Raw genomic sequence first — 25,681 nt, forward strand, 5'->3', positions numbered from 1 at the left:
CGCCCGTCAGGGCGGTTGTCATATGGAGAGGGGCATGTTTGATATTGGGCTTAACCTGACCAGCTCGCAGTTCGCGAAAGACCGGGATGAGGTCGTCGCCCGTGCTTTTGCTGCCGGGGTGAAAGGGCTGTTGCTGACGGGAACCAACCTTCATGAAAGTGAGCAGGCGCAGTTGCTTGCGCAACGCTACGAACGCTGCTGGTCAACCGCAGGCGTCCACCCTCATGACAGTAGCCAATGGACGCAACACAGCGCTGAAACGCTCCACGCGCTGGCGAAAATGCCACAGGTGGTCGCCATCGGCGAGTGCGGTCTTGATTTCAATCGCAATTTTTCCACGCCGGAAGACCAGGAAAAAGCATTCACCGCACAATTGGCGCTGGCCGCAGAGCTTGAAATGCCAGTGTTCATGCATTGCCGCGATGCGCATGAGCGTTTTATCACCCTTCTGGAACCGTGGCTGGATAAACTGCCTGGTGCAGTGTTGCACTGCTTTACCGGATCGCATCAGGACGCGCTGGATTGCCTGAATCGAGGACTTTATCTGGGCATTACCGGTTGGGTTTGCGATGAGCGTCGCGGGCTGGAACTGCGTGAATTGTTGCCGGCGATCCCGGCTGAACGCCTGCTGCTGGAAACCGATGCCCCTTATTTGCTGCCGCGCGACATGAAACCCAAACCGGCATCGCGGCGTAATGAACCGGCGTATCTGGGGCACATCGTTGAGAGTGTGGCGCACTGGCGCGGAGAAGATCCACACTGGCTGGCCGCGCAGACGGATGACAACGTGCGCCGCCTGTTTCGAATTGCGTTTTAAAGCTTACGGAAGTCGGTGTTTTTCACGCTCTGCAGCACCTGTTTATTCAACAGGTTAAGCAGCAACATAGAGCGCGCTTCGCCATCAGGTTCAGAGAATATGGCCTGCAGGCCTTCAAAGGCACCTTCTGTAATCACCACGCTATCGCCCGCATAAGGGGTTTCCGGGTCGGTAATCCCTTCGGGTTGTTGATAAATCGAAAGCTGATGAATGACGGTTGAGGGAACCGTCGCGGGGCTGGTGCCAAAACGGACAAAGTGACTGACACCGCGCGTGGCGCTGATTGTCGTGGTGTGGATCACTTCCGGGTCGAATTCGACGAACAGATAGTTCGGGAAGAGAGGCTCGCTGACCATCGTGCGTTTCCCGCGCTGCATTTTTTCAAGCGTGATCACGGGCGTCAGGCAATTCACCGACTGACGTTCAAGATGTTCCTGCGCGCGCTGAAGTTGCCCGCGTTTGCAATACAGTAAATACCAGGCCTGCATAATCACTCTTTCCCTTAGTTCGGGGCGCAAGCATATCAAAACCCTGGCCGGATCGCTAAGTTGATTATAATGGGCGAAAGTGGAGTAAGTCGCGGAAGTTCACGCTAATTTAACAAAATTACAGCATCACGTAGGCTTACGCCGTATAATGAAGCGCTTACAGAGAGGCCATGACTAACTGCATGAAATACCACGATCTACGCGACTTCCTGACGCTGCTGGAAAAGCAGGGCGAACTTAAACGGATTACGCTTCCTGTTGATCCTTATCTGGAAATGACAGAAATTGCTGACCGCACCTTGCGTGCCGGTGGGCCTGCGCTGCTGTTTGAAAATCCGAAAGGCTACGACATGCCGGTGCTGTGCAATCTGTTCGGCACGCCGCGCCGCGTGGCGCTGGGCATGGGACAAGAGGATGTCACGGCGTTGCGTGAAGTGGGTAAACTGCTGGCGTTTTTGAAAGAGCCGGAGCCGCCGAAAGGTTTCCGCGATCTGTTCGACAAGCTGCCGCAGTTTAAGCAAGTACTGAACATGCCAACCAAACGCCTGCGCGGTGCGCCGTGCCAGCAAAAAGTGCTGGAAGGCGATGCGGTTGATCTGACAACAATCCCGATTATGCAGTGCTGGCCTGAAGATGCTGCGCCGCTGATTACCTGGGGTCTGACCGTTACCCGTGGGCCGCATAAAGAGCGCCAAAACCTCGGTATCTACCGCCAGCAGCTGATTGGTAAAAATAAACTTATCATGCGCTGGCTGTCACATCGTGGCGGCGCGCTCGATTTCCAGGAGTGGTGCGCGGAACATCCCGGCGAACGATTCCCGGTTTCTGTTGCCCTGGGGGCCGATCCGGCAACGATTCTGGGCGCGGTTACGCCTGTTCCGGATACGCTGTCCGAGTATGCCTTTGCAGGGCTGCTGCGCGGTACTAAAACGGAAGTCGTAAAGTGCGTCTCCAATGACCTGGAAGTGCCAGCCAGTGCGGAAATCGTTCTGGAAGGCTACATCGAACAGGGTGAGCTTGCACGGGAGGGGCCTTACGGCGACCACACGGGTTATTACAATGAAATTGATAACTTCCCGGTGTTTACCGTCACGCACATTACCCAGCGTGAAGATGCGATTTACCACTCAACCTATACCGGCCGTCCACCGGATGAGCCTGCGGTGCTGGGTGTGGCGCTGAACGAAGTCTTTGTACCGATTTTGCAAAAACAGTTCCCGGAAATTGTTGATTTCTATCTGCCGCCGGAAGGGTGCTCGTATCGCCTGGCGGTAGTGACGATGAAGAAGCAGTATGCCGGTCACGCTAAACGCGTGATGATGGGCGTATGGTCTTTCCTGCGCCAGTTTATGTATACCAAGTTTGTTATCGTCTGCGATGATGACGTCAACGCCCGCGACTGGAACGACGTTATTTGGGCGATTACTACACGCATGGACCCCGCGCGTGATACGGTGTTAGTCGAAAACACGCCGATAGATTATCTGGACTTTGCCTCGCCGGTTTCCGGTCTTGGCTCAAAAATGGGACTGGATGCCACGAATAAATGGCCTGGCGAAACCGACCGTGAATGGGGTCGCCCGATCAAAAAAGATCCTGCCGTGACCGCGCGAATAGACGCGATCTGGGACGAACTGGCCATAATGAATAACGGTAAATCTGAAGCTGACCGTTAAGCCCTATAGACTTCCCGACAGAGAGAGCGAATGACAACCTTAAGCTGTAAAGTGACCTCGGTAGATGCCATTACCGACACCGTATATCGCGTCCGTTTAGTGCCAGAATCGGCATTCTCTTTCCGCGCTGGTCAGTACCTGATGGTCGTGATGGATGAGCGCGATAAACGTCCTTTCTCTATGGCTTCTACGCCAGCGGAGCAGGAATTTATTGAGCTTCATATTGGTGCGTCTGAGCTTAACCTTTACGCCATGGCTGTCATGGACCGCATCCTGAAAGAGCGTGAAATCGTGGTAGACATTCCGCACGGTGAAGCCTGGTTGCGCGAAGATGAAGACCGTCCGCTTATCCTGATTGCTGGCGGTACGGGGTTCTCGTATGTTCGCTCTATTCTGTTGACCGCGCTGGCACGTAACCCGAACCGCGACATCACCATCTATTGGGGCGGCCGCGAAGAGAAACATCTGTACGACCTGTCCGAACTGGAAGCGCTGAGCGTGAATCACCCGAACCTGCGCGTTGAGCCGGTTGTTGAGCAGCCGGAAGAGGGCTGGCGCGGTCGTAGTGGTACGGTGCTAACGGCGGTCCTGCAGGATCATGGCACGCTCGCCGGGCACGATATCTACATTGCTGGCCGTTTTGAAATGGCGAAAATTGCCCGCGACCTGTTCTGTAATGAGCGCGACGCGCGGGAAGATCGCCTGTTTGGCGATGCGTTCGCGTTTATCTAAGTGTCTAACCCGCTTCGGCGGGTTCTTTGTCTCGGTGAGAATTGGCGATAATTTAACCTTGAAAAGGTTAATGCATTGCCGCTATCCTTAGCGTTGTTATTGTCCTCCCTCAGGAGCGCCCCCCAAAAATGAACAAACACGACTGATGAATTTCTGTCCTTGCTAAACGCCACCGCGTCGGCAGGGGAGGTTTTTGATTTCATTCAGGAGTGCTTATGGCTCATTTTGCGCAGTCCCCTTCTTTTATTTTGCATCAGGTCACTTGTCAGTTTGCGACGGGCGATACCCTTTTCGGTCCGCTAAATCTTACGCTCGATGCCTCGCCGTGCGCGCTGGTTGGCCGCAACGGCAGCGGTAAAACACGCCTGCTGCGTCTACTGGCAGGCATTGATGAACCTGAACACGGCCATATTGAGCGTTTCGGTACCCATGCCTATGTGGCGCAGCAGCATGAAATTTCCTCGCAGACCACGCTTGCGGAACTGCTTGGATATGACGCGATCTTCGCCGCCCGTAAGCGCATCGACAGCGGTGACTATCAGCCAGAGGATCTGGAAAAGCTCGACGGTAAATGGGATTTGGCGGAACGCCTGAGTGAAGCGTTTATGAACGCGCACCTCCCGCTGTTTGATCCCGATAAACCGGCCAGGGAACTTAGCGGCGGTGAGCGTATTCGCGCCCTGCTCTGCGGGGCATTGATTGCGGATGCGGATTACCTTCTGCTGGATGAACCCACGAACCATCTGGACAGACAAGGGCGTGAATGGTTTTACGACCAGCTTTTCCACCATCGGGGCGGCGTGCTGGTGGCTTCTCACGATCGTGAATTGCTGGCACAGGTGCCGCGCATTCTCGAGCTGAGCCCTTTTGGCCTGCGCAGCTTCGGTGGAAACTATGCTGATTATAAAACTCAGCGCGATACGGAACAGCAGGCTGCCCGCGCCGCGCTGGAGCACGCGGCCACTGAGCGCAAACGAATCCGCGCGCGGATGCATAAAGAGCACGACGACAGCCAGCGACGTTCAGCAAAAACGTTGCGTACGGTTGATAGCCTCAATATCGCCTCCTTTGAGCGGGTGAAATACAAAATGGCGGCAAAAGAACGCATTGGCTCGTGGAAAAAACAGCACAGCGAACAGAATGACGCGTTAAATACCGCAGTAAACAACGCGCGCGAGCGGGTAGAAGACGATAACCCGGTCATCTTCACCCTGCCGGGCAGTCGCGTCGCAGAGGGGAAGCAGGTGCTGGTTCTGGACGCATTGGAACTGCCGCATGTGAATATCCCGCCGATGAGTTGGCGTATGGACGGGCCAATGCGTGTCGCACTCCGTGGGCCGAATGGCTGTGGTAAATCGACGCTCTTGAAAGTGATGTCCGGAGAGGAAGCACCTCTTTCAGGAACCTGCACGGTATCGGTCAGCTGCGCCTATCTCGATCAACACCTGTCGCAGTTCGATCTTACACAGTCGGTGATGACGCATCTCAACCTCAGCAACTCGCCGCTTGAAGAAGGCACGTTGCGTACTCGTCTGGCACAGCTTCAGCTTGGCGCAGATAAGGTCTCGCTCCCCCTGGCGGAACTGAGCGGCGGTGAACGCCTCAAAGCCGCGCTGGCCATTGTCTTATGGCGTGAAGAGGCGACGCAGCTTTTGCTCCTGGATGAGCCCACTAACCATTTGGATCTGGCCTCCGTTCAGGCCATTGAGGCTGCACTGGCGGAGTTCCCTGGCGCGCTGCTGGTGGTGTCGCATGATGAAACGTTTTTGAAGGGATTAACGCTGACGCATAACCTTGTGTGGAATGAGGCGGGATGGCATTGTGTAAGCCTATAAAACACAAGCCCCCGCAAGGGCGGGGGCGGTCAAACTGTTTTACGCTATCTGTTTACTGAGTGCAGGGTTCGCCTGAATCAGGCGCATCAGCTTTAACTCGGTTGGCGTGGGCTTTTCACGTTTTGATTCCCACTCCAGCACCATCGCCACGCTGACACCCATCGCTCTGGCAAATTCATCTGTTTTCAGCCCTGTCCCTTTGCGCAATTGCTCAAATTCTGTAAAGGGATTGGACTTTTGTTGCAGGGTAACCGTCTGCGGTACATCTTTAAAAATAATCTGTTCCAGGCTGCTCAGCAGCTCAAACTCAGGATCTTTATATTCCATTGAGAACTCCTCTTAAATCACACATCGGGATCAAGAACATCAGAGAGCCAGTTAAGAATAGTCCCTAATACAAACGAAGGATCGTTGCGGATGTGATTAATCGTGCGGTAACGATAGCTTTATCCGTTTCAGCTATCTGGATAGTTATGCTAATTACCTGATTAGCCATATATCGGCTTCGACAGGTATTTTTTTGTAAATGGTAAGAAATAAAACGGCAATAGCCGTTTTGCATGAAAAGAGTATCTTGCGGGGCTGACCTGGACTATCCTTGTCAGCGTTGGGCACGCGTGTGCCGGTGTGCGCTTTTTTGGGTGAAAGGAGTAATAAAATGGCGACAGGAAAGTCCTGCTCTCGCTGGTTTGCGCCTCTTGCGGCGTTGTTGATGGTAGTTAGCCTGAGTGGGTGTTTCGATAAAGAAGGCGATCAGCGCAAAGCGTTTATCGATTTTCTGCAGAATACAGTGATGCGTAGCGGCGAGCGTTTACCAACGTTGACTGCGGATCAGAAAAAACAGTTTGGTCCTTTCGTGTCCGATTACGCCATCCTTTATGGTTATTCGCAGCAGGTGAGCCAGGCGATGGACTCCGGCCTTCGTCCGGTGCTGGATAGCGTTAATGCGATCCGTGTACCGCAGGATTATATGACCCAACGTGAACCGCTGCGCCAGTCCAACGGTGCGCTTGGCGTGCTGAGCCAGCAGTTACAGAATGCGAAAATGCAGGCTGATGCGTCACGTTCTGCGCTGAAACAGGGCGAGGATCTCAAGCCTGTCTTTGACAAAGTGTATGAGAAAGTGGTGACGAAGCCGTCTGATGCTTTGCAGCCGTTGATCCCGGCCGCGCAGGTCTTCACGCAGCAGCTGGTTCAGGTGGGGGATTTTATCTCCCAACAGGGGACGCAGGTGAGCTTTGTCTCTAACGGTATCCAGTTCCCAACCTCACAGCAGGCAAGTCAATATAATACGCTGATTGGGCCGCTGGCTTCCCAGCACCAGGCCTTTAGCCAGGCGTGGAGTGCGGCAGTCGCTGCCACCGAGTAAGATAAAAATCCCCGCTTCGTGCGGGGTTTTTTTTAGGGGTATTGAAAATAACGCTTGTCATTCCTCTACCACATCGGTATAACTATCCCCGTCGGTTTGTTACACAGACCTAAAGCAGTTTAGTAAAGCAGTCCAGATTGTTATCCATAGATACCCTTCGTTGTGACCCTTCCTTCATCGCTTAAAAATCTGTAACGCAATCCATCAAGCCGGAAGGCACAATATATTTGTTAATAAGGTAATTTCTATGTCTGCTAAAATGACTGGTCTGGTAAAATGGTTCAACGCTGATAAAGGTTTCGGCTTCATCACTCCTGACGATGGCTCAAAAGACGTGTTCGTACACTTCTCTGCTATCCAGAACGATGGCTACAAATCTCTGGATGAAGGTCAGAAAGTTTCCTTCACCATCGAAAGCGGCGCTAAAGGCCCAGCAGCTGGTAACGTTGTAAGCCTGTAAGCTTCCAACCCAGTAGCACAAAATTCAAAAACCCGCCTTCTGGCGGGTTTTTTCGTTTCTACTGTTGGATCTGTGGGTTAACGCAGTTCTTATCCACTTTTCCGCCGAGCGCGGCAATCAGGTTATCTACCGCAGTAGCCGCCATGTTGTAGCGCGTCTCGTGAGTGGCAGAGCCGATGTGGGGAAGGGCGACGACGTTTGGCAGTTTGAGCAGCGGGGAATCTACTGACAGCGGCTCTTGTTCAAACACGTCCAGGCCTGCTGCATGGATCTCGCCGTTTTGCAGCGCCTCAATCAGCGCCTTTTCATCCACCACCGGGCCGCGACCCGCATTGATGAAAATGGCCGACGTCTTCATCTTTTCAAACGCGGCTTTGCCAATCAGGTGACGCGTTTCGTCCGTCAGTGGCAGGATAAGGCAGACGAAATCAGCTTCCTGCAGCAGCGTATCAAGCTCGCAGTAACGCGCATTGAAACGTTCTTCAGCTTCGTTGTGGCGACGGCGTGCGTTGTAAAGAATCGGCATGTTAAAACCGAAATGCGCGCGCTGTGCCAGCGCCAGCCCGATACGCCCCATACCCACTATGCCCAGCGTTTTGCCGTGAACGTCCACGCCGAACCAGTCCGGACCAATGCTTTTGGTCCATTCGCCCGCTTTGACGCGCTCAGCCACTTCCACCACGCGACGGGCCGTGCTGAGCACCAGCGCCATCAGCGTGTCGGCCACGGTTTCCGTCAGGGCATGTGGCGTGTGCATCAGCAGAACGTTGCGTTTGTTAAGGGCATCCACGTCGAAGTTGTCGTAACCCACAGAAACGGTAGACGTCGCACGAAGCTTCGGCATTTTCTCCAGCAGGGCGACATCCACTTTCTCGCTTGAACCCAGCATACCTTCAGCGCTGGCGAATGCCCCGGCGTGCTGTGCCACGGTTTCCGGGCTCAGGTTCTTCACCTGCGTGACGGTGAAGTGTTCTTCAAGACGTTTTTGCAGATCGTCAGGCAGTGCTTTATACAAAATGACGGACGGCTTCATGCTAATCTCCGTTGATTTTAAAAGGTTTCAGGCGTGTCGCGCGCCGACAGGGTGCTGTTGATTATTAGCAGGCTTAACGGTCAGAGTAAGCCATACCGAGGCGAAAAGCGCTACCCCCATAAATATGTACGACGCTGATGGACTGCCGGTTACACCGTTCAGATAGCCCACAAACCAGGAACCACAGAACGACCCCAGCGCGCCCATGCTGTTAATCAGCGCCATCGCACCGCCTGCCACATTACGCGGCAGCATTTCCGGAATGATGGCAAAGAACGGACCATACGGGGCGTACATCGCTGCACCCGCAATCACCAGCAGCGTATAAGAGACCCAGAAATGGTTCGCACCAACTGCCCAGGAGCCAATGAAGGCAAAGGCAGCGATGAGCAGCAGGGGCCAGACGAACAGCTTACGATTTTGCAGTTTGTCCGATGCCCAGGAAGCGATAATCATCGCGATGGTGGCAGCCAGATAAGGCACGGATGACAGCCAGCCCACTTCGACCATGCCAAGATTGTCGCCACCGCTGCGGATAATCGACGGCAGCCACAGCACGAAGCCATATACGCCAATACTCCAGGTAAAATATTGCGCGCACAGCAGGATCACGTTGCGGGAGCGGAAGGCTTCAACGTAGTTGCGAACCGCCTTCAGACCCTGCTGCTCTTTGTCCAGCTGAGCCTGCAGCGCGGCTTTTTCATCTTCGGAAAGCCATTTCGCCTGGGCAGGTTTATCCTTCACCAGCACCCACCAGCAGAATGCCCAGATCACTGCTGGCACCCCTTCGATGATAAACATTTCGCGCCAGCCGAAGGACTGGATCAGGTAGCCAGACACCACCGACATCCACAGTACCGTGACCGGGTTACCGAGGATCAGGAAGGTATTCGCGCGCGAGCGTTCAGATTTGGTAAACCAGTTACTGATGTAAATCAGCATCGCCGGCATGACCGCCGCTTCAACGACGCCGAGGATAAAGCGAATGGCGGCCAGAGCAGGAATATTGTTTACCACGCCGGTCAGTGACGCGCAGGCGCCCCACAGGATCAGGCAGACGAAGATCAGCTTGCGCACGCTGCGGCGTTCCGCGTAAATCGCGCCGGGGATCTGGAAGAAGAAGTAGCCGAGGAAGAAAAGGGCACCGAGCAGGGAGGATACACCTTTGGTGATACCGAGGTCTTCGGTGATCCCCGCAGCGGATGCGAAACTGAAGTTAGCACGATCGAGGTACGCCAGGCTGTACGTGATAAACACGATTGGCATGATGTACCACCAGCGTTTTACTGCATTGGTCGAACTGTTCATAGGCTTGCCTCTGTTGTTGAGGTTGTTACCGCCGTTGTCTGTAGGGTACACGGTGGCTTAATTATTTGGTGCGGCCTGTTGCCCTCACCCTGGCCCTCTCCCACGGGGAGAGGGAATTTAAACGCCGAGCTCTGCTCGCGTTGGTAATCCTTCGCTGTCACCCTGCACCTGAATCGCCAGCGAGCCAATCTTGTTGCCACGCGCAACGGCCTGCTGCAGCGGTTTACCTTCCAGCAGGGCGCTAATGACGCCCACGGCAAAGCCATCGCCCGCGCCGACGGTATCGACCACGTTCTCTACCTTCACCGCCGCGACCGCGCCCTGTTCGCCGTTGGCCGTTTTAAACCATGCGCCATCGGCACCGGTCTTCAGCACCACCGCTTTTACCCCGTTATTCAGGTAGAAATCGGCAATACCTTCCGGCGTCTTTTCACCCGTCAGGATCATCCCTTCTTTCAGGCCCGGCAGAACCCAGTCAGCCTGGAACGCCAGACGGTTCAGCTTCTCGACCATTTCCGCTTCGCTTTTCCACAGCACCGGGCGCAAATTGGGATCGAAAGAGATCGTTTTACCCTGAGACTTCATGGCTGTTGCCGCATGGTCCAGCAACGCATACGAGCTGGCAGACAGCGCTGCCGCCACGCCGCTGAGGTGCAGATGGCGCGCGGAGGCAAAATAGTGGGCATGGTAATCCTCCACGGAGAGATGGCTTGCGGCCGATCCTTTACGGAAATATTCCACGATGGGATCGGTTCCATTTTCGACTTTAGATTTCAGCTGAAAACCCGTTGCGAAACGTCCGTCGAGCGTGACGCCAGCGGCATCAATTCCCTCTTTTTTCAGTGAATCGAGAACGAAATGGCCAAAGCTGTCGTCCCCTACGCGACTCACCCAGCCGACGTTCAGGCCCAGGCGCGCCAGGCCCGTGGCGACGTTCAGCTCTGCACCCGCCACGCGTTTCATAAAGTGTTCTACCGCGCTCAGGTCGCCCGTTTCGGTGGCCACAAACATCGCCATGGCTTCGCCGATAGTGATCACATCCAGCGTCTTTTGCATGGTTTACTCCTCACGCAGCAGGTTAACGTAGTGGCGGGTAATGGCAGTTAAATCTGCCCCCTCCAGGGGAAATTCGATACCGCGCGGGGCATCGGCAGGAAGCTGATTAAGCAGGTCCAGCCAGCGTGATTCCGCGCGGTCCGGTGCAATGGCGCGGAACTGCTCCTTATGCGGAACGGCGGCCTTAACGTGGATATAGCTCACGGCCGGAGCCAGATGACGCGCGGCTTCTTCGGGGGAATCGCCCACCCACAGCCAGTTGCCCATATCGAACGTCAGGGTGACGGGCAATGCCATCACCCGGCAGGCGGCTTTGAAGCGCTGCATGGGCGCGAGCTGGCCGCAGTCGGTCTGGTCATTTTCCACCACCAGCGTCATACCGCTTTCATTCAGCATCGCGCGTAAAGCTTCAAGTGGCTGTTTATCGTTGAAATGACCCAGCGAGACTTTCAACCACAGCGCGTTCAGCGCGGTGGCTTCGGCCAGATAGCGGGGGAGGTCAGGGTTGAGCGTTCCGTTGGGCATAAACAGGGCGGCGGGTGCGGAATAGCATGCCAGCAGACCCAGTAGTTCGATGGACTCACCCAGCGCAGGCAGCGCCAGCAGCTCTTCGCTGTTGAACAGCTCGCGGCGGATTTCTACACCGTCCGCGCCTGCGCCCGCAATGACGGGAAGCATTGCGCGTTGACCACCGGCCTGCCGCACCTGGTCCGCGCCATAAGCGGCGGTGACCACCATTATTTTCCTGCTCATACCAGACTCCATCGCGTAATCGATAGTATTACGCTAGATGGAACCGGTTCCAAAGAAAAGATTGGGATGTTGAATTTATGATCGCTGTCACGAAGGGAATTTAGCGGGCGGTAGAGCCGCGAACGATCAGTTCGCCAGAGAAGACCTGTTCACGCACGGCGTCGCTGGCACCTTCAATACGGCGAACCACCTGTTCAACAGCGGCATAGCCGATTTGCCACGTGGGTTGCTTGAGCGTGGTGATGCCGACGCCAGCCAGCTCTGCCCACTCAAGCTCATCGAAACCCAGCAGGCCGATATCACTTCCCCAGTGCAGGCCAATGCGCTTGAGGGAGCGGGCAACCTGGAGCGTTAGCGCCCCGTTTGCGGAGATGACAGCTTTACGCATTCCGCGGTGGCGCGTGTGGAACTGGCGAAGGGTATTGTCAATCTGGTCAGCTTCATGCAGCGGCGTCTCGGCATTTTCGGCGATCACGCCGGGATAGCGGTCCAGCGTGGCGCGAAAGGCGCTTAAACGCTCGCGACGCGTGTTGACCATTCCCAGCGGTTCACTCAGGAAAAGGACCGCTTCAAAACCCTGTTCGATGAGGTGCTCGGTGGCTGTCGTGGCCGCCTGCGTGTTATCCAGCCCGACGACATCGCAGGCAAATTCCGGGATTTTGCGGTCGATAAGCACCATTGGCAGCGAAGACTGCTGCAGCCGGTTAAGCCCTTCTTCACGCATGCCCACGGCATTCACCACAATACCTTCCACCTGGTAACTGCGTAGCAAATCCAGATAGTGCAGCTCCTGATCGACCTCATTGTTGGTGTTACAGACCAACGGCGTAAAGCCTTTTTCGCGACAGGCGGCTTCGATGCCGCTGAGCACGTTGACGGAGTAGGGGTTGGTGATATCGGCGATGATCAGACCAATCAGGCGAGTTCTGCCGCGTTTCAGGCCGCGCGCCATAAGGCTTGGGCGATAGTCTAGTTCGGCAATGGCCTGTTCAATGCGGGCGAGCAGCGCGTCGGACAGCAGGTGTTTCTCACCGTTGAGATAGCGCGAAATGCTGGTTTTACCGGTTTTGGCGGCTTTCGCCACGTCGCTGATGGTGGCCCGGGTTGGTTTGCTCATCGCTGATTTCCCTGAATTTAGTGAGAATACCTTAGCGGGAAAATCTGACGAAGCAAGTAATTTGCCCGGCGGCGCTGCGCTTACCGGGGGTTGCGGTCTGATGCCCTCACCCCAACCCTCTCCCACGGGAGAGGGCGCAAACACTAAAAACGGCAACGGGGTTGCCGTTTTGCTTTTACCTACTGAATTGGGCTTAACGTAATCTCTACGCGACGGTTCTGTGCTTTGCCTTCCGCCGTGCTGTTGCTGGCGATTGGATTTGCCGGACCCATGCCGCTGGTGCGGATACGGTTCGCTTCAACACCCTGGGCGATCAGCGAGCTGGCCACGGAATCGGCGCGCTGCTGAGACAGACGCATGTTCAGATCCTGGCTGCCGGTACTGTCGGTATAGCCAATCACGTTAACGGCGGTTTTATTGTACTCTTTCAGCACCATCGCCACGCCGGTCAGGGTGTTAGCGCCTGCGGGTTTCAGCGTTGCGCTACTGCTGTCAAAGGTCACGTTGTTTGGCATGTTCAGGATGATGTTGTCGCCGCTGCGCGTGACGCTCACGCCTGTGCCTTTCATTTTGTCGCGCAGTTTCGCTTCCTGCACATCCATGTAATAACCGACGCCGCCGCCCAGTGCTGCACCTGCTGCTGCGCCAATCAGTGCGCCTTTACCGCGATCTTTCTTGGAGGAAGAGAGCGCCCCAACGCCTGCACCAACCAGCGAGCCGATGCCCGCGCCGATGCCGGATTTACCCGCTTCGCGTTCACCGGTGTAAGGGTTAGTTGTGCAGCCAGAAACAGCCAGTGCACCGCTCACCAGAGCGGCAATAACGAGTACGCGTTTTTTCATCTTATTTCCTTAATCCTTTTTATTCTTTGCCACGGCGAGCGTGGCAGTTGATTATGACGTCCAGATACGGAGAAAATTCAGTGTATAACTCTGAAATTTGTGACAAACCATAAATCGCCTCAATTAAGAAGGCCGTAAACCTGCACGCAACCAGGAGCGCACGCTTTGAGCACCTCAACCAAAACCATTCTGACCGCCGCCCACTGGGGACCCATGCTGGTCGAAACCGACGGGGAAACTGTCCTGTCGTCCCGCGGGGCACTGCCAACACAGCATCCCAACTCGTTACAGACTGTCGTTCGCGATCAGGTGCATAGCAAAACGCGCGTGCGCTGGCCGATGGTGCGTAAAGGGTATCTGGCTTCGCCAGACAAACCGCAAGGTATTCGGGGACAGGATGAGTTTGTCCGCGTGAGCTGGGATGAGGCGCTGGCATTGATTCACACCCAGCATAAACGTATCCGTGATAGCTATGGTCCGTCGTCCATTTTTGCTGGCTCTTACGGCTGGCGTTCGAACGGCGTGCTGCACAAGGCCTCGACGCTGCTGCAGCGCTATATGAGTCTGGCCGGGGGCTATACCGGGCATCTGGGAGATTACTCCACCGGTGCGGCGCAGGCGATTATGCCGTATGTCGTGGGCGGGAATGAGGTCTACCAACAGCAGACCAGCTGGCCACTGGTGCTGGAACATACTGATGTGGTTGTGCTGTGGAGCGCTAACCCCCTCAACACCCTGAAAATTGCCTGGAATGCCAGCGATGAGCAGGGCGTGTCATATTTCGACGCGCTGCGCAAAAGCGGCAAGCGCATCCTCTGTATTGACCCAATGCGTTCGGAAACCATGGATTTCTTCGGCGACAGCGCCGAGTGGATTGCCCCGCATATGGGCACCGACGTGGCAATGATGCTGGGTATCGCCCATTCGCTGGTTGAAAACGGCTGGCATGATGCGGAATTTCTGGCGCGTTGTACCACCGGTTTCGATAAATTCGCCGACTACTTGACGGGTGAATCCGATGGGGTGGCTAAAACAGCGGAATGGGCAGCAGAGATTTGTGGCGTTCCTGCGGGCAAACTCCGCGAACTGGCGGCGTTGTTCCATAAAAATACCACCATGTTAATGTCCGGCTGGGGAATGCAGCGCCAGCAGTTTGGCGAGCAGAAGCACTGGATGCTGGTGACCCTTGCCGCAATGCTTGGGCAGATTGGCACGCCGGGCGGGGGTTTTGGTCTCTCCTATCACTTTGCGAACGGCGGTAACCCAACGCGTAAAGCGGCGGTGCTGGCGTCTCTGCAGGGCTCGGTGCAGGGCGGCGTGGATGCCGTGGATAAAATCCCGGTGGCGCGCATTGTTGAAGCTCTGGAAAACCCGGGCGGTTTTTATCAGCACAACGGTCTGGACCGCCACTTCCCGGATATTAAATTTGTCTGGTGGGCGGGCGGGTCGAACTTCACGCACCATCAGGACACCAACCGCCTGATCCGCGCCTGGCAGAAGCCGGAATTGGTGGTCATTTCCGAGTGCTTCTGGACCGGCTCGGCTAAGCATGCCGATATTGTGCTGCCTGCGACCACCTCGTTTGAGCGTAACGATCTCACCATGACCGGCGACTACAGCAACCAGCACATGGTGCCAATGAAGCGTGTTGTCGCGCCGCGAGATGAAGCACGTGATGATTTTGATGTCTTTGCGGAACTGAGCGAGCGCTGGGAAGCGGGCGGGCGCGAGCGTTTTACCGAAGGCAAAACGGATCTGGAATGGCTGGAAACCTTCTACCAGATTGCGGCCCAGCGTGGCGCAGCCCAAGGGGTGACGCTACCGCCGTTTGCTGAGTTCTGGGAAGCGAACGGCATCTTCGAAATGCCGGAGAGCGAGCAAAATGCGCAGTTTGTCCGTTTCGCTGATTTCCGCCGCGACCCGGAGAACCACCCGCTAAAAACCGAAAGCGGGAAAATCGTTCTCTTCAGCGAGTGCATTGCTGGCTTTGGCTATGCTGATTGCCCACCGCACCCCATGTGGCTGGAGCCAGACGAATGGCACGGCAACGCGCAGCCGGGGCAGCTTCAGATCTTATCTGCCCATCCGGCGCACCGCCTGCACAGCCAGCTGAACTATACGTCACTGCGCGAGCAGTATGCGGTTGCCGGGCGCGAGCCCATTACCCTGCATTCCGAAGATGCGAAAGCACGTGGAATCGCAGATGGCGATGTGGTGCGCGTCTGGAACGGGCGCGGACAGGTGCTGGCGGGAGCGGTGGTGAGCGACGGGATTAAGCCGGGCGTTATCTGCATTCACCAGGGGGCATGGCCGGATCTGGACCTGAGCGAAGGCGGTATCTGTAAAAACGGGGCGGTTAACGTGCTGACCAAAGATCTCCCCAGCTCGAAGCTGGGGAATGGCTGCGCGGGGAATACGGCGCTGGCATGGGTCGAGAAATATCAGGGGCCAGCGCTTACGTTAACGGCGTTTGATCCGCCTGCCAGCTCATGATCCACGTCGGGTGTTGGGTATCATCCTGCCAGGCGCTATCTTCAATGCGAAAGCCCTGCGCATGGTAGAAATTCACTGCCCGGACATTCTTCTGGTACACCTCCAGGCTTAAATGCGGAAAGCGCTGTTGAACATGGTTCAGCAGCGCCCGCCCGATACCTTTCCCGATGTACGACGGTGCGACAAACAGCGCGCCGACAAACTGCGACTGCATCACGCTGATAAATCCGCACGGCTTTCCGTCCTGTTCCCAGACCCAGGTTTCCGCCGACGGCAGGTAAACCTCCCGCACCATGGCTTCGTTCTCTTTCCAGTAGTTTGCATCGATAAACGGATGCGCCTCCGTGGTGCTTGCAAGCCACAGACTCAGGAGCGGATCGGTATTTTCACTTTGCCATTTGCGGATCATGGTGGCCTCCCGGATGACAGAAGCAGCCCGTAATATGATCGTTGACCAGCCCACAGGCTTGCATAAAGGCGTAACAGATGGTGCTGCCCACAAATTTAAAACCGCGTTTTTTCAGCGCCTTAGAGAGTGCATCTGAAGCGGGTGTGGAGGCGGGGATCTCCCCGAGCGTAGCGGCCTGCGTGACGTGTGGCGTGTCATTCACAAAAGACCAGACAAATTCTGAAAATGACTCGCCGTTTTGCTCCATCGCCAGGTAAGCGCGTGCATTGCCGATGATGGCCTGGATTTTCCCGCGATGACGAATGATACCAGCGTCCAGTACCAGTCGTTCGACGTCCTCTTCGGTCATGGCGGCGACGGCGACAGGATCGAACTGGTGGAAGGCGTTGCGGTAATTTTCCCGTTTTTTCAGTACGGTAATCCATGACAAACCCGCCTGCTGGCCCTCAAGGCAGATCATTTCAAACAGTTTTTTGCCATCCGTTTCCGGTATGCCCCATTCACGATCGTGATAGTCGATATAGAGCTGATCCTGGCTTACCCAGCCGCAACGTTGCATAGGTTATCTCCCTTATTCACACGGTTATCGCAAAAAATTTCATTTCGTCAGGCTTGACGTGTCTACTTTAAAGACAATAGTTAATACAGGGCTATATGCCCGTTAACCTCTTCCTGAACAACGATAAATATCGCCGAAATTGGCTCTTTCTGGAGTCGCTTTGATGATGATAAAAAAAATCAGTGGTCGCCATGCTGTTTCTGGCCTGGTGGGGATTTCAGCGTGGTTGTTTTTTTGTCACACAGCATCTGCCTGGCAACAGGAATATATCGTTTCAGACGCACAAAGTAATACGGCGGAACGCTATACATGGGATGCGGATCACCAACCGCGTTATGAAGACATTCTGGCAGAACGTATTAAGACTTCGCAAACTGGACCTGGGCTTGCCCTGAATTCGCCTTCCGGCCCGACAGCGGAAGGCAGTATGAGCGTGGGCTGGAATTTTCCGCTGGCGGGAAATATAACAACCGGCCCGGTGATGGCGTGGCGTTACGATGGCACGACGCCCATGATGATTAATGAATTCGGCGATAGCGTGACGACGCAGGGGCTGACCGATCCGCTCTGGCATGCCAGCGTGAGCAGCCTGGGCTGGCGCGTGGATACGCAATATGGCGATCTTCGGCCCTGGGCGCAGGTCAGTTTCAATCAGCAGTTTGGCGAGAACCAGTGGAAATCTCAGTTCGGGATGTCACAGACGCCTGCTATTGCACAAAACAGCAGCTGGATGGACGTGACCGTCGGAACGGATATGCCGTTTACAACCCATATGGCGGCCTATGCGTCATTGGCTCAGGGGGAAAACACCACGACGGGCGAGGAGTTTATGTACACCCTGGGTGTGAGTGCAAACTTTTAAAGTTGTCACTTTTTCCAACGTTGCGATAACATCTTAAATACAATAACGGCGAGCCTTGTCGCGATAGCGAGCACTAACAATTGTGCATGCCGTTCCCGGCAAGGTCATTCATTCCCGATTCCAGGCATTTCATTCCGTTCCTCCTGCATTTCATGCCGTTTTACCCCAGCGGTAATAAGGTTTTGTTTATTGTTGTCCTCAGCGAACTTCCTTAATTTCTCTTGCAGGACAACTGCCATGAACACTTCAACTTATAACCGTACGCGCTGGCTCACGCTTTTCGGCACTATCGTCACCCAGTTCGCGCTGGGCTCGGTCTACACCTGGAGCCTGTTCAACAGTGCGCTTTCCGATAAGCTCGGTGCACCGGTGAGCCAGGTGGCGTTCTCTTTCGGCCTGCTGAGCCTGGGGCTGGCGCTTTCCTCTTCTGTCGCGGGCAAACTGCAGGAGCGCTTTGGCGTTAAGCGCGTCACCATGGCGTCCGGGATACTGCTGGGCGTGGGCTTTTTCCTGACGGCGCATTCCAACAACCTGATGATGCTCTGGCTGAGCGCCGGGGTTCTGGTGGGGCTGGCAGATGGTGCTGGTTATCTGCTGACGCTGTCGAACTGCGTGAAGTGGTTCCCGGAGCGTAAAGGTTTGATCTCTGCGTTTGCCATCGGTTCATATGGTTTGGGCAGCCTCGGGTTCAAATTTATCGATTCCCATTTGCTGGCCTCCGTTGGCCTCGAAAAAACCTTTATGATCTGGGGTGTTATCGTTCTGGTGATGATTCTGTTCGGTGCAACGCTGATGACCGATGCGCCACAGCAGGAGGTGAAATCCGTTAACGGCGTGGTGGAGAACGACTTCACCCTGGCTCAGTCCATGCGCAAACCACAGTACTGGATGCTGGCGGTGATGTTCCTGACGGCCTGCATGAGCGGTCTGTATGTCATTGGCGTGGCGAAAGATATCGCGCAGGGCATGGTGAAACTGGATGCGGCCACGGCGGCGAATGCGGTCACCGTGATTTCTATTGCCAACCTCTCGGGCCGTCTGGTGCTCGGTATTCTGTCTGACAAAATTGCCCGTATCCGGGTCATTACGATAGGGCAGGTGGTTTCGCTGGTGGGCATGGCGGCACTGCTGTTTGCACCGCTGAATGAGGCCACTTTCTTTGCCGCGATTGCCTGTGTGGCCTTTAACTTTGGCGGCACCATTACCGTCTTCCCGTCTCTGGTGAGCGAGTTCTTTGGCCTGAACAATCTGGCAAAAAACTACGGTGTCATCTATCTGGGCTTCGGGATCGGCAGTATCTGCGGTTCGTTAATTGCTTCATTGTTCGGCGGGTTCTATGTGACCTTCTGCGTGATATTTGCCTTGCTCATTATTTCTCTGGCGTTGTCGACGACGATTCGTCAGCCGCAGCGAGAAGTATTTAGCGAAGCGCATGCGTAACGAATAAGGAGAGGCCGTAATGGCCTCTTTTTTTGCGCTGAGGGATACGCTTCCTGACTTGCTTTTTTGTAAAAATTTGCACGGATCACATTCTCTGCTGCCACTTTTCTCTCCCGCTGTGGTCTACTTACCGCGCTTGTAGACGTTTCTGATAACGCTTTCCTACGCACATACTTACTCTGTCTGTTTTCTCGATGAGAGTCGGCGGGTCTCTATACCCCTTCCCCCAGGGTTGTTTGCATGAAATACATTAGGTCTCTTACCCAGCAAAGATTGTGTCTGATGCTGGCTGTCTATATCGGATTATTTCTGAATGGCGCGGTGCTGTTCAGACGAGTGGAAGGTTATTTCGAGCACCTCACCGTAAGAAATGGAATTTTTGCTGCAATTGAAGTGTTCGGTTCCATCCTCGCTACCTTCTTCCTGTTACGTCTGCTTTCCCTTTTTGGCCGACGCCCGTGGCAAATTCTGGCTTCACTGGTTGTCATTATTTCTGCCGCCGCCAGTTATTACATGACCTTTATGAATGTGGTCATTGGCTATGGGATTGTGGCGTCAGTCATGACCACCGATATCGATCTCTCGAAAGAGGTCGTAGGTAAGGGCTTTATCGTCTGGACGGTTTTAACCTGTCTGATACCGCTCTTCTTTATCTGGAGTAATACCTGCCGCTATACGTTGTTACGCCAGTTACGCACGCGCGGGCAGCGGATCCGGAATATCGCCGTTGTTCTGTTGGCCGGATTACTGGTCTGGGCACCGATTCGCTTGATGGAAAAACAGCAAAAACGTATCGAAAAAGCGACGGGCGTAGACATGCCAAGCTACGGCGGTGTGGTCGCTAACTCCTATTTGCCCTCCAACTGGCTCTCGGCCTTGGGCCTGTATGCCTGGGCACAGGCGGACGAATCGAGTGATGTAAAATCCTTGATGAATCCGACGAAAAAATTCAATTACGTGGCACCGGCTGACGGGCTGGATGATACCTACGTCGTCTTTGTTATCGGTGAAACCACGCGCTGGGATCATATGGGTATTCTCGGCTATGACCGCGATACCACGCCAAAACTGGCCCAGGAAAAGAACCTCGTGGCTTACCGCGGTTACTCCTGCGATACCGCGACGAAGCTCTCTCTGCGCTGTATGTTTGTGCGTGAAGGCGGTGCCAGCGATAACCCGCAGCGTACGCTCAAAGAGCAGAACGTATTTGCTGTACTGAAGCAGCTTGGATTTAGCGCCGACCTGTTCGCTATGCAAAGTGAGATGTGGTTCTACACCAACACCATGGCGGATAACATCGCCTATCGTGAGCAGATTGGTGCCGAGCCGCGCAACCGTGGGAAGAATGTCGATGACATGCTGCTGCTCTCCGAGATGGAACAGTCGCTGAAAAACCATCCGCAGGGTAAGCACCTTATCGTGCTGCATACCAAAGGCTCGCACTACAGCTATTACCAGCGTTATACGCGCGATTTCGCGAAGTGGACGCCTGAGTGTATCGGCATTAACAAAAACTGCAGCAAGCAGGAGCTGATCAATGCCTACGACAACTCGATTCTGTATGTAGACACGTTCCTGAGCAGGGTGATCGACGAGCTTCGCGATAAGAAAGCGATTGTGATCTACGCGGCTGACCACGGCGAGTCCATCAACGAAAAAGAACACCTGCACGGTACGCCACGCAAGCTTGCGCCGCCGGAGCAGTTCCGCGTGCCGATGATCATGTGGATGTCGGATAAGTACCTTGAGAACCCTGACAAAGCCAAAATGTTTGCGCATTTGAAGCAGCAGGCAGAGATCAAGGTCCCGCGCCGTCACGTTGAGCTGTACGACACGATTATGGGTTGTCTCGGCTATACCTCACCGAACGGTGGGATTAACGAAAACAACAACTGGTGTAAACTCCCTGATAACACCGCAAAAGCCGCGCAGTAGCTGCTCTGGCGAGAATATCGCCAGTTGAATGGCTTTTTGAAAATAATGGATTGACGGGGGCGCACCTCAGCAGTAAGATGCGCTCCGCATTCGGCGAGTAGCGCAGCTTGGTAGCGCAACTGGTTTGGGACCAGTGGGTCGGAGGTTCGAATCCTCTCTCGCCGACCACATTTAAAAAAGGGCTAACCGCAAGGTTAGCCCTTTTTGCATTATGGCGTTAGCCAGCCAGACTCACTAAAACGCCCCTTAGCCCTGTTTCACCCTGCCTGTTAACGATTTTGTGACATTATCCATTGTATTTTTTTATATATGGATTGATCTTTTTTCGCGTTGCTTATGGATAACCTCAGCATTTTTCGCTGTGCGTTTTAACGTTCGCGGAATTTAGTGCTCAGATAATCACCATTCCGCAAGAAAATTTACCCAATCTGAATAAAAGTTAATCACTACATGTTGCGAAATATGAAGATATTTGTGCTGCCACATGGTGAGTAGCATAAATTTCCCTGCTGAAAACTGGCGCCAGAGGTTTTTTTAATCTTTGTTTGCGGTTTCTCACACTCCGCGTAAATCCCCGTCACCTGTATTGACGTTTTCACATTCTGTTGACAGATTGTAGGGCATGAGGGGCATTTCAGGGACGATCTGCGCTGCAACTCAAACGCTCTTCTGAAAGGATTCTCCATCCCTTTAAAGCCTTCGGGCACCACCGACCAGACCGGGTAAAAAATAAATAAAGGTCAGGCGGCGTAACACAACAAAGCAAAACATCACATTGGAGCAGAATAATGAGTATTTCCTTGAAGAAGTCAGGGATGCTAAAGCTTGGTCTGAGCCTGGTGGCTATGACCGTAGCAGCAAGCGTACAGGCAAAAACCCTGGTTTACTGTTCTGAAGGCTCGCCGGAAGGCTTTAACCCACAGCTCTTTACCTCTGGTACGACGTACGACGCAAGCTCTGTACCGATCTATAACCGTCTGGTTGAATTTAAAACCGGCACCACGGAAGTGATTCCGGGTCTGGCTGAGAAGTGGGAAGTCAGCGAAGACGGTAAAACCTATACCTTCCACCTGCGTCAGGGCGTGAAGTGGCAGGACAGCAAAGAATTCAAACCAACGCGCGACTTTAACGCCGACGACGTTGTGTTCTCTTTCGACCGTCAGAAAAATGCCCAGAACCCGTACCATAAAGTGTCTGGCGGCAGCTATGAATACTTCGAAGGGATGGGTCTGCCGGATCTGATCGCCGAAGTGAAAAAAGTGGACGATAAAACCGTTCAGTTCGTGCTGACGCGTCCGGAAGCGCCATTCCTGGCTGACCTGGCCATGGACTTCGCTTCTATTCTCTCTAAAGAGTACGCGGACAACATGCTGAAAGCCGGTACGCCGGAGAAAGTCGACCTGAATCCAATCGGTACCGGTCCATTCCAGCTGCTGCAGTACCAGAAAGACTCCCGCATTCTGTACAAAGCCTTCGAAGGCTATTGGGGCACCAAGCCGAAGATTGACCGCCTGGTCTTCTCCATCACGCCTGACGCTTCCGTGCGTTACGCAAAACTGCAGAAAAACGAATGCCAGGTTATGCCGTACCCGAACCCGGCTGACATCGCTCGTATGAAGCAGGACAAGAACATCAACCTGCTGGAGCAGGCTGGCCTGAACGTGGGCTATCTATCCTTCAACACCGAGAAGAAACCGTTTGATGACGTGAAAGTGCGTCAGGCGCTGACCTACGCGGTGAACAAAGAAGCGATCATCAAAGCCGTTTACCAGGGTGCTGGCGTTGCTGCCAAGAACCTGATCCCACCAACCATGTGGGGCTATAACGACGACATTAAGGACTACACCTACGATCCTGAGAAAGCGAAAGCGCTGCTGAAAGAAGCAGGCCAGGATAAAGGCTTTACCGTTGAACTGTGGGCAATGCCTGTTCAGCGTCCATATAACCCGAACGCGCGCCGTATGGCGGAAATGGTTCAGGCTGACTGGGCGAAGATCGGCGTTCAGGCCAAGATTGTGACCTACGAGTGGGGCGAGTACCTGAAGCGCGCCAAAGCGGGTGAACACCAGGCGGTGATGATGGGCTGGACCGGCGACAATGGGGATCCGGACAACTTCTTCGCCACCCTGTTCAGCTGCGCGGCAGCGAAAGACGGTTCCAACTACTCTCGCTGGTGCTACAAGCCGTTTGAAGATCTGATCCAGCCGGCGCGTGCGACCGACGATCACAACAAACGTATTGAACTGTACAAGCAAGCGCAGGTTGTTATGCACGATCAGGCCCCGGCGCTGATTGTTGCTCACTCCACCGTGTACGAGCCAGTGCGTAAAGAAGTGAAGGGCTACGTGGTTGATCCACTGGGCAAACACCACTTCGAAAACGTATCTGTTGAATAATAAGTAGGGTGTTCTCCCTCTCCCTTTGGGCGAGGGCAGGGGTGAGGGTCGTGCATACATTCCCTCACCCTAACCCTTTCCCACAGGGAGAGGGAATTTACATTTTTGAGCAATACAGACGTCACGCCACTGGTCGTGCGTCATCAGAGAGAATCCGGGTTATGTTGCAGTTCATTCTCCGACGTCTGGGACTCGTTATCCCGACGTTTATCGGTATCACCCTTCTCACTTTTGCCTTCGTCCATATGATCCCCGGCGACCCGGTAATGATTATGGCGGGCGAGCGTGGTATCTCCCCTGAGCGTCATGCGCAACTGCTGGCTGAACTCGGCCTTGATAAGCCAATGTGGCAGCAGTATCTCCACTATATCTGGGGCGTGTTGCACGGTGATTTAGGGATTTCACTCAAAAGCCGTCTTCCGGTGTGGGACGAGTTCGTGCCGCGTTTCAAAGCGACGCTGGAACTGGGCATCTGCGCCATGATTTTCGCCACTGCGGTGGGTATTCCTGTTGGGGTACTGGCTGCCGTTAAGCGTGGCTCTATTTTTGACCATACCGCCGTGGGTCTGGCGCTGACCGGTTACTCCATGCCTATCTTCTGGTGGGGCATGATGCTGATCATGCTGGTCTCCGTGCAATGGAACCTAACCCCGGTCTCCGGGCGCGTCAGCGATATGGTCTTCCTTGATGATACCAACCCGCTCACCGGCTTTATGCTGATCGACACGGCTATCTGGGGCGAAGAGGGCAACTTCATTGATGCCGTCGCGCACATGATCCTGCCTGCGATGGTGCTGGGCACCATTCCTCTGGCGGTGATCGTGCGTATGACCCGTTCCTCCATGCTGGAAGTGCTGGGCGAAGATTACATCCGTACCGCGCGTGCCAAAGGGTTAACCCGCATGCGCGTGATCATCGTTCATGCCCTGCGTAACGCCATGCTGCCGGTCGTTACCGTTATCGGTCTGCAGGTGGGGACGCTGCTGGCAGGGGCGATCCTGACGGAAACCATCTTCTCCTGGCCGGGCCTCGGTCGCTGGCTGATTGACGCGCTGCAGCGCCGTGACTATCCGGTTGTGCAGGGCGGTGTGCTGCTGGTTGCGACGATGATTATCCTCGTCAACCTGCTGGTCGATTTGCTGTACGGCGTGGTGAACCCGCGTATTCGTCATAAGAAGTAAGGGGCCGTCATGTCACAAGTCACTCAAAATAACGTGGTCGCTGCACCGGTTCCTATGACGCCGCTGCAGGAGTTCTGGCACTACTTCAAGCGCAATAAAGGCGCGGTGGTAGGGCTGGTGTATGTTGTTATCATGATCCTGATTGCGGTGTTTGCGAACTTCCTCGCACCGTATAACCCGGCGGACCAGTTCCGCGATGCGCTACTCGCGCCACCTGCGTGGCAGGACGGCGGTAGCCTGACGCACCTGCTCGGTACCGATGATGTGGGCCGTGACGTGCTGTCGCGTCTGATGTACGGCGCGCGTCTGTCGCTGCTGGTGGGCTGCCTCGTTGTTGTACTGTCGCTGATCATGGGCGTTGTGCTCGGCCTGGTGGCTGGCTACTTCGGCGGCATCGTCGATAACGTCATTATGCGTATCGTCGACATCATGCTGGCGTTGCCAAGCCTGCTGCTGGCGCTGGTGCTGGTGGCGGTGTTTGGACCTTCGATAGGTAATGCTGCCCTGGCGTTGACGTTCGTTGCGCTGCCGCACTATGTCCGATTAACCCGTGCGGCTGTCCTGGTTGAGGTGAATCGAGACTACGTCACCGCTTCTCGCGTGGCGGGTGCGGGTGCGATGCGCCAGATGTTCGTCAATATTCTGCCTAACTGCCTTGCGCCGCTGATTGTTCAGGCGTCGCTCGGTTTCTCTAACGCCATTCTCGATATGGCCGCTCTTGGCTTCCTTGGCATGGGTGCGCAGCCGCCAACACCGGAGTGGGGCACGATGCTCTCCGACGTGTTGCAGTTCGCGCAAAGCGCCTGGTGGGTCGTCACCTTCCCGGGTCTGGCGATTCTGCTGACGGTGCTGGCATTTAACCTGATGGGTGATGGTCTGCGTGATGCACTTGATCCCAAACTGAAGCAGTAAGAGGCACG

The 25,681-nt window shown here is 54.9% G+C and carries 23 protein-coding genes and 1 tRNA gene; 14 read left to right on the forward strand and 10 right to left on the reverse strand.

Going from position 1 to position 25,681, the window contains the following annotated elements; translation table 11 throughout:
- The first annotated feature begins 34 nt into the window (after window positions 1–34).
- Window positions 35–817 (forward strand): 3'-5' ssDNA/RNA exonuclease TatD, encoded by a 783-nt coding sequence (gene tatD, locus KW829_RS19820; RefSeq protein WP_010426266.1) that lies wholly within the window; start codon window positions 35–37, stop codon window positions 815–817.
- On the opposite strand, the gene rfaH is transcribed toward tatD, so the two are convergent.
- Complete coding sequence (gene rfaH / locus KW829_RS19825) at window positions 814–1,305, reverse strand: transcription/translation regulatory transformer protein RfaH (protein WP_010426265.1); 492 nt, start codon at window positions 1,303–1,305, stop codon at window positions 814–816. The two genes, tatD and rfaH, sit on opposite strands and share 4 nt — an antisense overlap.
- Before the next feature lie 170 nt (window positions 1,306–1,475).
- Here rfaH and ubiD point away from each other — a divergent pair, with 170 nt between their 5' ends.
- The 3 genes from ubiD (at window position 1,476) to KW829_RS19840 (ending at window position 5,548) form a co-directional block, all read left to right on the forward strand.
- Window positions 1,476–2,981, forward strand: coding sequence for a 4-hydroxy-3-polyprenylbenzoate decarboxylase (gene ubiD / locus KW829_RS19830; protein WP_218308888.1), 1,506 nt, complete (start codon window positions 1,476–1,478; stop codon window positions 2,979–2,981).
- A gap of 30 nt (window positions 2,982–3,011) precedes the next feature.
- The gene (gene fre, locus KW829_RS19835) at window positions 3,012–3,713 is read left to right on the forward strand and encodes an NAD(P)H-flavin reductase (RefSeq protein ID WP_010426263.1); all 702 of its coding nucleotides are present in this window, start codon (window positions 3,012–3,014) and stop codon (window positions 3,711–3,713) included.
- Window positions 3,714–3,928: 215 nt separating this feature from the next.
- The gene (locus KW829_RS19840) at window positions 3,929–5,548 is read left to right on the forward strand and encodes an ABC-F family ATP-binding cassette domain-containing protein (RefSeq protein ID WP_172701489.1); all 1,620 of its coding nucleotides are present in this window, start codon (window positions 3,929–3,931) and stop codon (window positions 5,546–5,548) included.
- Between the two features lie 39 nt (window positions 5,549–5,587).
- On the opposite strand, the gene KW829_RS19845 is transcribed toward KW829_RS19840, so the two are convergent.
- Window positions 5,588–5,875 carry an HTH-type transcriptional regulator gene (locus KW829_RS19845; RefSeq protein ID WP_089598237.1) on the reverse strand — a complete coding sequence of 96 codons (288 nt, stop codon included), beginning with the start codon at window positions 5,873–5,875 and terminating at the stop codon, window positions 5,588–5,590.
- Between the two features lie 331 nt (window positions 5,876–6,206).
- Between KW829_RS19845 and KW829_RS19850 the strand changes: the two genes are divergently transcribed.
- Both KW829_RS19850 and cspA read left to right on the forward strand, forming a co-directional pair.
- Window positions 6,207–6,917, forward strand: a complete 711-nt coding sequence (locus tag KW829_RS19850) for a DUF3053 domain-containing protein (RefSeq protein ID WP_042715665.1) — start codon at window positions 6,207–6,209, stop codon at window positions 6,915–6,917.
- Between the two features lie 247 nt (window positions 6,918–7,164).
- Window positions 7,165–7,377 carry an RNA chaperone/antiterminator CspA gene (gene cspA, locus KW829_RS19855; RefSeq protein WP_003860775.1) on the forward strand — a complete coding sequence of 71 codons (213 nt, stop codon included), beginning with the start codon at window positions 7,165–7,167 and terminating at the stop codon, window positions 7,375–7,377.
- A 58-nt stretch (window positions 7,378–7,435) separates the two neighbouring features.
- Here the strand turns inward: cspA and ghrB are convergent, their stop codons facing one another.
- The 6 genes from ghrB to KW829_RS19885 form a co-directional block, all read right to left on the reverse strand.
- A complete protein-coding gene (gene ghrB, locus KW829_RS19860) occupies window positions 7,436–8,410 on the reverse strand; it encodes a glyoxylate/hydroxypyruvate reductase GhrB (RefSeq protein WP_218308890.1) in 975 nt (324 codons plus the stop codon).
- A 27-nt stretch (window positions 8,411–8,437) separates the two neighbouring features.
- Window positions 8,438–9,718, reverse strand: a complete 1,281-nt coding sequence (locus KW829_RS19865; protein WP_218308892.1) for an MFS transporter — start codon at window positions 9,716–9,718, stop codon at window positions 8,438–8,440.
- Between the two features lie 117 nt (window positions 9,719–9,835).
- Window positions 9,836–10,774, reverse strand: coding sequence for a sugar kinase (locus KW829_RS19870; RefSeq protein WP_100167438.1), 939 nt, complete (start codon window positions 10,772–10,774; stop codon window positions 9,836–9,838).
- Between the two features lie 3 nt (window positions 10,775–10,777).
- Window positions 10,778–11,527: a sugar phosphate isomerase/epimerase gene (locus KW829_RS19875; protein ID WP_089598233.1), complete on the reverse strand. Its 750-nt coding sequence runs from the start codon at window positions 11,525–11,527 to the stop codon at window positions 10,778–10,780.
- 100 nt (window positions 11,528–11,627) lie between these two features.
- Complete coding sequence (locus tag KW829_RS19880; protein WP_010426243.1) at window positions 11,628–12,644, reverse strand: LacI family DNA-binding transcriptional regulator; 1,017 nt, start codon at window positions 12,642–12,644, stop codon at window positions 11,628–11,630.
- 179 nt (window positions 12,645–12,823) lie between these two features.
- Window positions 12,824–13,486: an OmpA family lipoprotein gene (locus tag KW829_RS19885; protein WP_010426241.1), complete on the reverse strand. Its 663-nt coding sequence runs from the start codon at window positions 13,484–13,486 to the stop codon at window positions 12,824–12,826.
- Window positions 13,487–13,651: 165 nt separating this feature from the next.
- On the opposite strand from KW829_RS19885, the gene KW829_RS19890 reads away from it, so the two are divergent.
- The gene (locus tag KW829_RS19890) at window positions 13,652–15,979 is read left to right on the forward strand and encodes a molybdopterin guanine dinucleotide-containing S/N-oxide reductase (RefSeq protein WP_218308894.1); all 2,328 of its coding nucleotides are present in this window, start codon (window positions 13,652–13,654) and stop codon (window positions 15,977–15,979) included.
- Here the strand turns inward: KW829_RS19890 and KW829_RS19895 are convergent.
- The gene (locus tag KW829_RS19895) at window positions 15,942–16,388 is read right to left on the reverse strand and encodes an N-acetyltransferase (protein WP_010426237.1); all 447 of its coding nucleotides are present in this window, start codon (window positions 16,386–16,388) and stop codon (window positions 15,942–15,944) included. The two genes, KW829_RS19890 and KW829_RS19895, sit on opposite strands and share 38 nt — an antisense overlap.
- Entirely contained in the window at window positions 16,366–16,947 is a 582-nt protein-coding gene (tag, locus tag KW829_RS19900) for a DNA-3-methyladenine glycosylase I (protein ID WP_010426235.1), read from the reverse strand. Before tag ends, KW829_RS19895 begins: the two co-directional genes overlap by 23 nt.
- A gap of 163 nt (window positions 16,948–17,110) precedes the next feature.
- Between tag and KW829_RS19905 the strand changes: the two genes are divergently transcribed.
- The 7 genes from KW829_RS19905 to dppC all read left to right on the forward strand — a co-directional run bounded on the left by KW829_RS19905 (window position 17,111) and on the right by dppC (window position 25,673).
- Window positions 17,111–17,809 (forward strand): autotransporter domain-containing protein, encoded by a 699-nt coding sequence (locus tag KW829_RS19905; RefSeq protein ID WP_089598231.1) that lies wholly within the window; start codon window positions 17,111–17,113, stop codon window positions 17,807–17,809.
- Window positions 17,810–18,046: 237 nt separating this feature from the next.
- Entirely contained in the window at window positions 18,047–19,249 is a 1,203-nt protein-coding gene (locus KW829_RS19910; protein ID WP_010426225.1) for an MFS transporter, read from the forward strand.
- 240 nt (window positions 19,250–19,489) lie between these two features.
- Window positions 19,490–21,184 carry a kdo(2)-lipid A phosphoethanolamine 7''-transferase gene (eptB, locus tag KW829_RS19915; protein WP_218308895.1) on the forward strand — a complete coding sequence of 565 codons (1,695 nt, stop codon included), beginning with the start codon at window positions 19,490–19,492 and terminating at the stop codon, window positions 21,182–21,184.
- Window positions 21,185–21,275: 91 nt separating this feature from the next.
- Window positions 21,276–21,352 (forward strand) — tRNA-Pro (locus tag KW829_RS19920).
- A gap of 620 nt (window positions 21,353–21,972) precedes the next feature.
- Complete coding sequence (gene dppA / locus KW829_RS19925; RefSeq protein WP_010426223.1) at window positions 21,973–23,580, forward strand: dipeptide ABC transporter periplasmic-binding protein DppA; 1,608 nt, start codon at window positions 21,973–21,975, stop codon at window positions 23,578–23,580.
- Window positions 23,581–23,741: 161 nt separating this feature from the next.
- Window positions 23,742–24,761, forward strand: a complete 1,020-nt coding sequence (gene dppB / locus KW829_RS19930) for a dipeptide ABC transporter permease DppB (protein WP_006177810.1) — start codon at window positions 23,742–23,744, stop codon at window positions 24,759–24,761.
- A gap of 9 nt (window positions 24,762–24,770) precedes the next feature.
- Window positions 24,771–25,673: a dipeptide ABC transporter permease DppC gene (dppC, locus tag KW829_RS19935; RefSeq protein ID WP_010426221.1), complete on the forward strand. Its 903-nt coding sequence runs from the start codon at window positions 24,771–24,773 to the stop codon at window positions 25,671–25,673.
- Window positions 25,674–25,681 lie beyond the last annotated feature (8 nt).

Origin of the sequence: Enterobacter sp. ENT02 (genome assembly GCF_019219165.1) — a bacterium.
GTDB lineage: Bacteria > Pseudomonadota > Gammaproteobacteria > Enterobacterales > Enterobacteriaceae > Enterobacter > Enterobacter mori.

What these genes read in the sequence shown, in the direction of transcription:
- KW829_RS19905 (WP_089598231.1), top strand. Translation starts at nt 17,111, where the DNA reads ATGATGATAAAAAAAATCAGTGGTCGCCATGCTGTTTCTGGCCTGGTG.
- KW829_RS19875 (WP_089598233.1), bottom strand. Translation starts at nt 11,527, where the DNA reads ATGAGCAGGAAAATAATGGTGGTCACCGCCGCTTATGGCGCGGACCAG.
- cspA (WP_003860775.1), top strand. Translation starts at nt 7,165, where the DNA reads ATGTCTGCTAAAATGACTGGTCTGGTAAAATGGTTCAACGCTGATAAA.
- fre (WP_010426263.1), top strand. Translation starts at nt 3,012, where the DNA reads ATGACAACCTTAAGCTGTAAAGTGACCTCGGTAGATGCCATTACCGAC.
- KW829_RS19850 (WP_042715665.1), top strand. Translation starts at nt 6,207, where the DNA reads ATGGCGACAGGAAAGTCCTGCTCTCGCTGGTTTGCGCCTCTTGCGGCG.
- tatD (WP_010426266.1), top strand. Translation starts at nt 35, where the DNA reads ATGTTTGATATTGGGCTTAACCTGACCAGCTCGCAGTTCGCGAAAGAC.
- ghrB (WP_218308890.1), bottom strand. Translation starts at nt 8,410, where the DNA reads ATGAAGCCGTCCGTCATTTTGTATAAAGCACTGCCTGACGATCTGCAA.
- KW829_RS19885 (WP_010426241.1), bottom strand. Translation starts at nt 13,486, where the DNA reads ATGAAAAAACGCGTACTCGTTATTGCCGCTCTGGTGAGCGGTGCACTG.
- KW829_RS19865 (WP_218308892.1), bottom strand. Translation starts at nt 9,718, where the DNA reads ATGAACAGTTCGACCAATGCAGTAAAACGCTGGTGGTACATCATGCCA.
- tag (WP_010426235.1), bottom strand. Translation starts at nt 16,947, where the DNA reads ATGCAACGTTGCGGCTGGGTAAGCCAGGATCAGCTCTATATCGACTAT.
- KW829_RS19870 (WP_100167438.1), bottom strand. Translation starts at nt 10,774, where the DNA reads ATGCAAAAGACGCTGGATGTGATCACTATCGGCGAAGCCATGGCGATG.
- dppA (WP_010426223.1), top strand. Translation starts at nt 21,973, where the DNA reads ATGAGTATTTCCTTGAAGAAGTCAGGGATGCTAAAGCTTGGTCTGAGC.
- dppC (WP_010426221.1), top strand. Translation starts at nt 24,771, where the DNA reads ATGTCACAAGTCACTCAAAATAACGTGGTCGCTGCACCGGTTCCTATG.
- KW829_RS19910 (WP_010426225.1), top strand. Translation starts at nt 18,047, where the DNA reads ATGAACACTTCAACTTATAACCGTACGCGCTGGCTCACGCTTTTCGGC.
- rfaH (WP_010426265.1), bottom strand. Translation starts at nt 1,305, where the DNA reads ATGCAGGCCTGGTATTTACTGTATTGCAAACGCGGGCAACTTCAGCGC.
- ubiD (WP_218308888.1), top strand. Translation starts at nt 1,476, where the DNA reads ATGACTAACTGCATGAAATACCACGATCTACGCGACTTCCTGACGCTG.
- KW829_RS19840 (WP_172701489.1), top strand. Translation starts at nt 3,929, where the DNA reads ATGGCTCATTTTGCGCAGTCCCCTTCTTTTATTTTGCATCAGGTCACT.
- eptB (WP_218308895.1), top strand. Translation starts at nt 19,490, where the DNA reads ATGAAATACATTAGGTCTCTTACCCAGCAAAGATTGTGTCTGATGCTG.
- KW829_RS19880 (WP_010426243.1), bottom strand. Translation starts at nt 12,644, where the DNA reads ATGAGCAAACCAACCCGGGCCACCATCAGCGACGTGGCGAAAGCCGCC.
- KW829_RS19845 (WP_089598237.1), bottom strand. Translation starts at nt 5,875, where the DNA reads ATGGAATATAAAGATCCTGAGTTTGAGCTGCTGAGCAGCCTGGAACAG.
- dppB (WP_006177810.1), top strand. Translation starts at nt 23,742, where the DNA reads ATGTTGCAGTTCATTCTCCGACGTCTGGGACTCGTTATCCCGACGTTT.
- KW829_RS19895 (WP_010426237.1), bottom strand. Translation starts at nt 16,388, where the DNA reads ATGATCCGCAAATGGCAAAGTGAAAATACCGATCCGCTCCTGAGTCTG.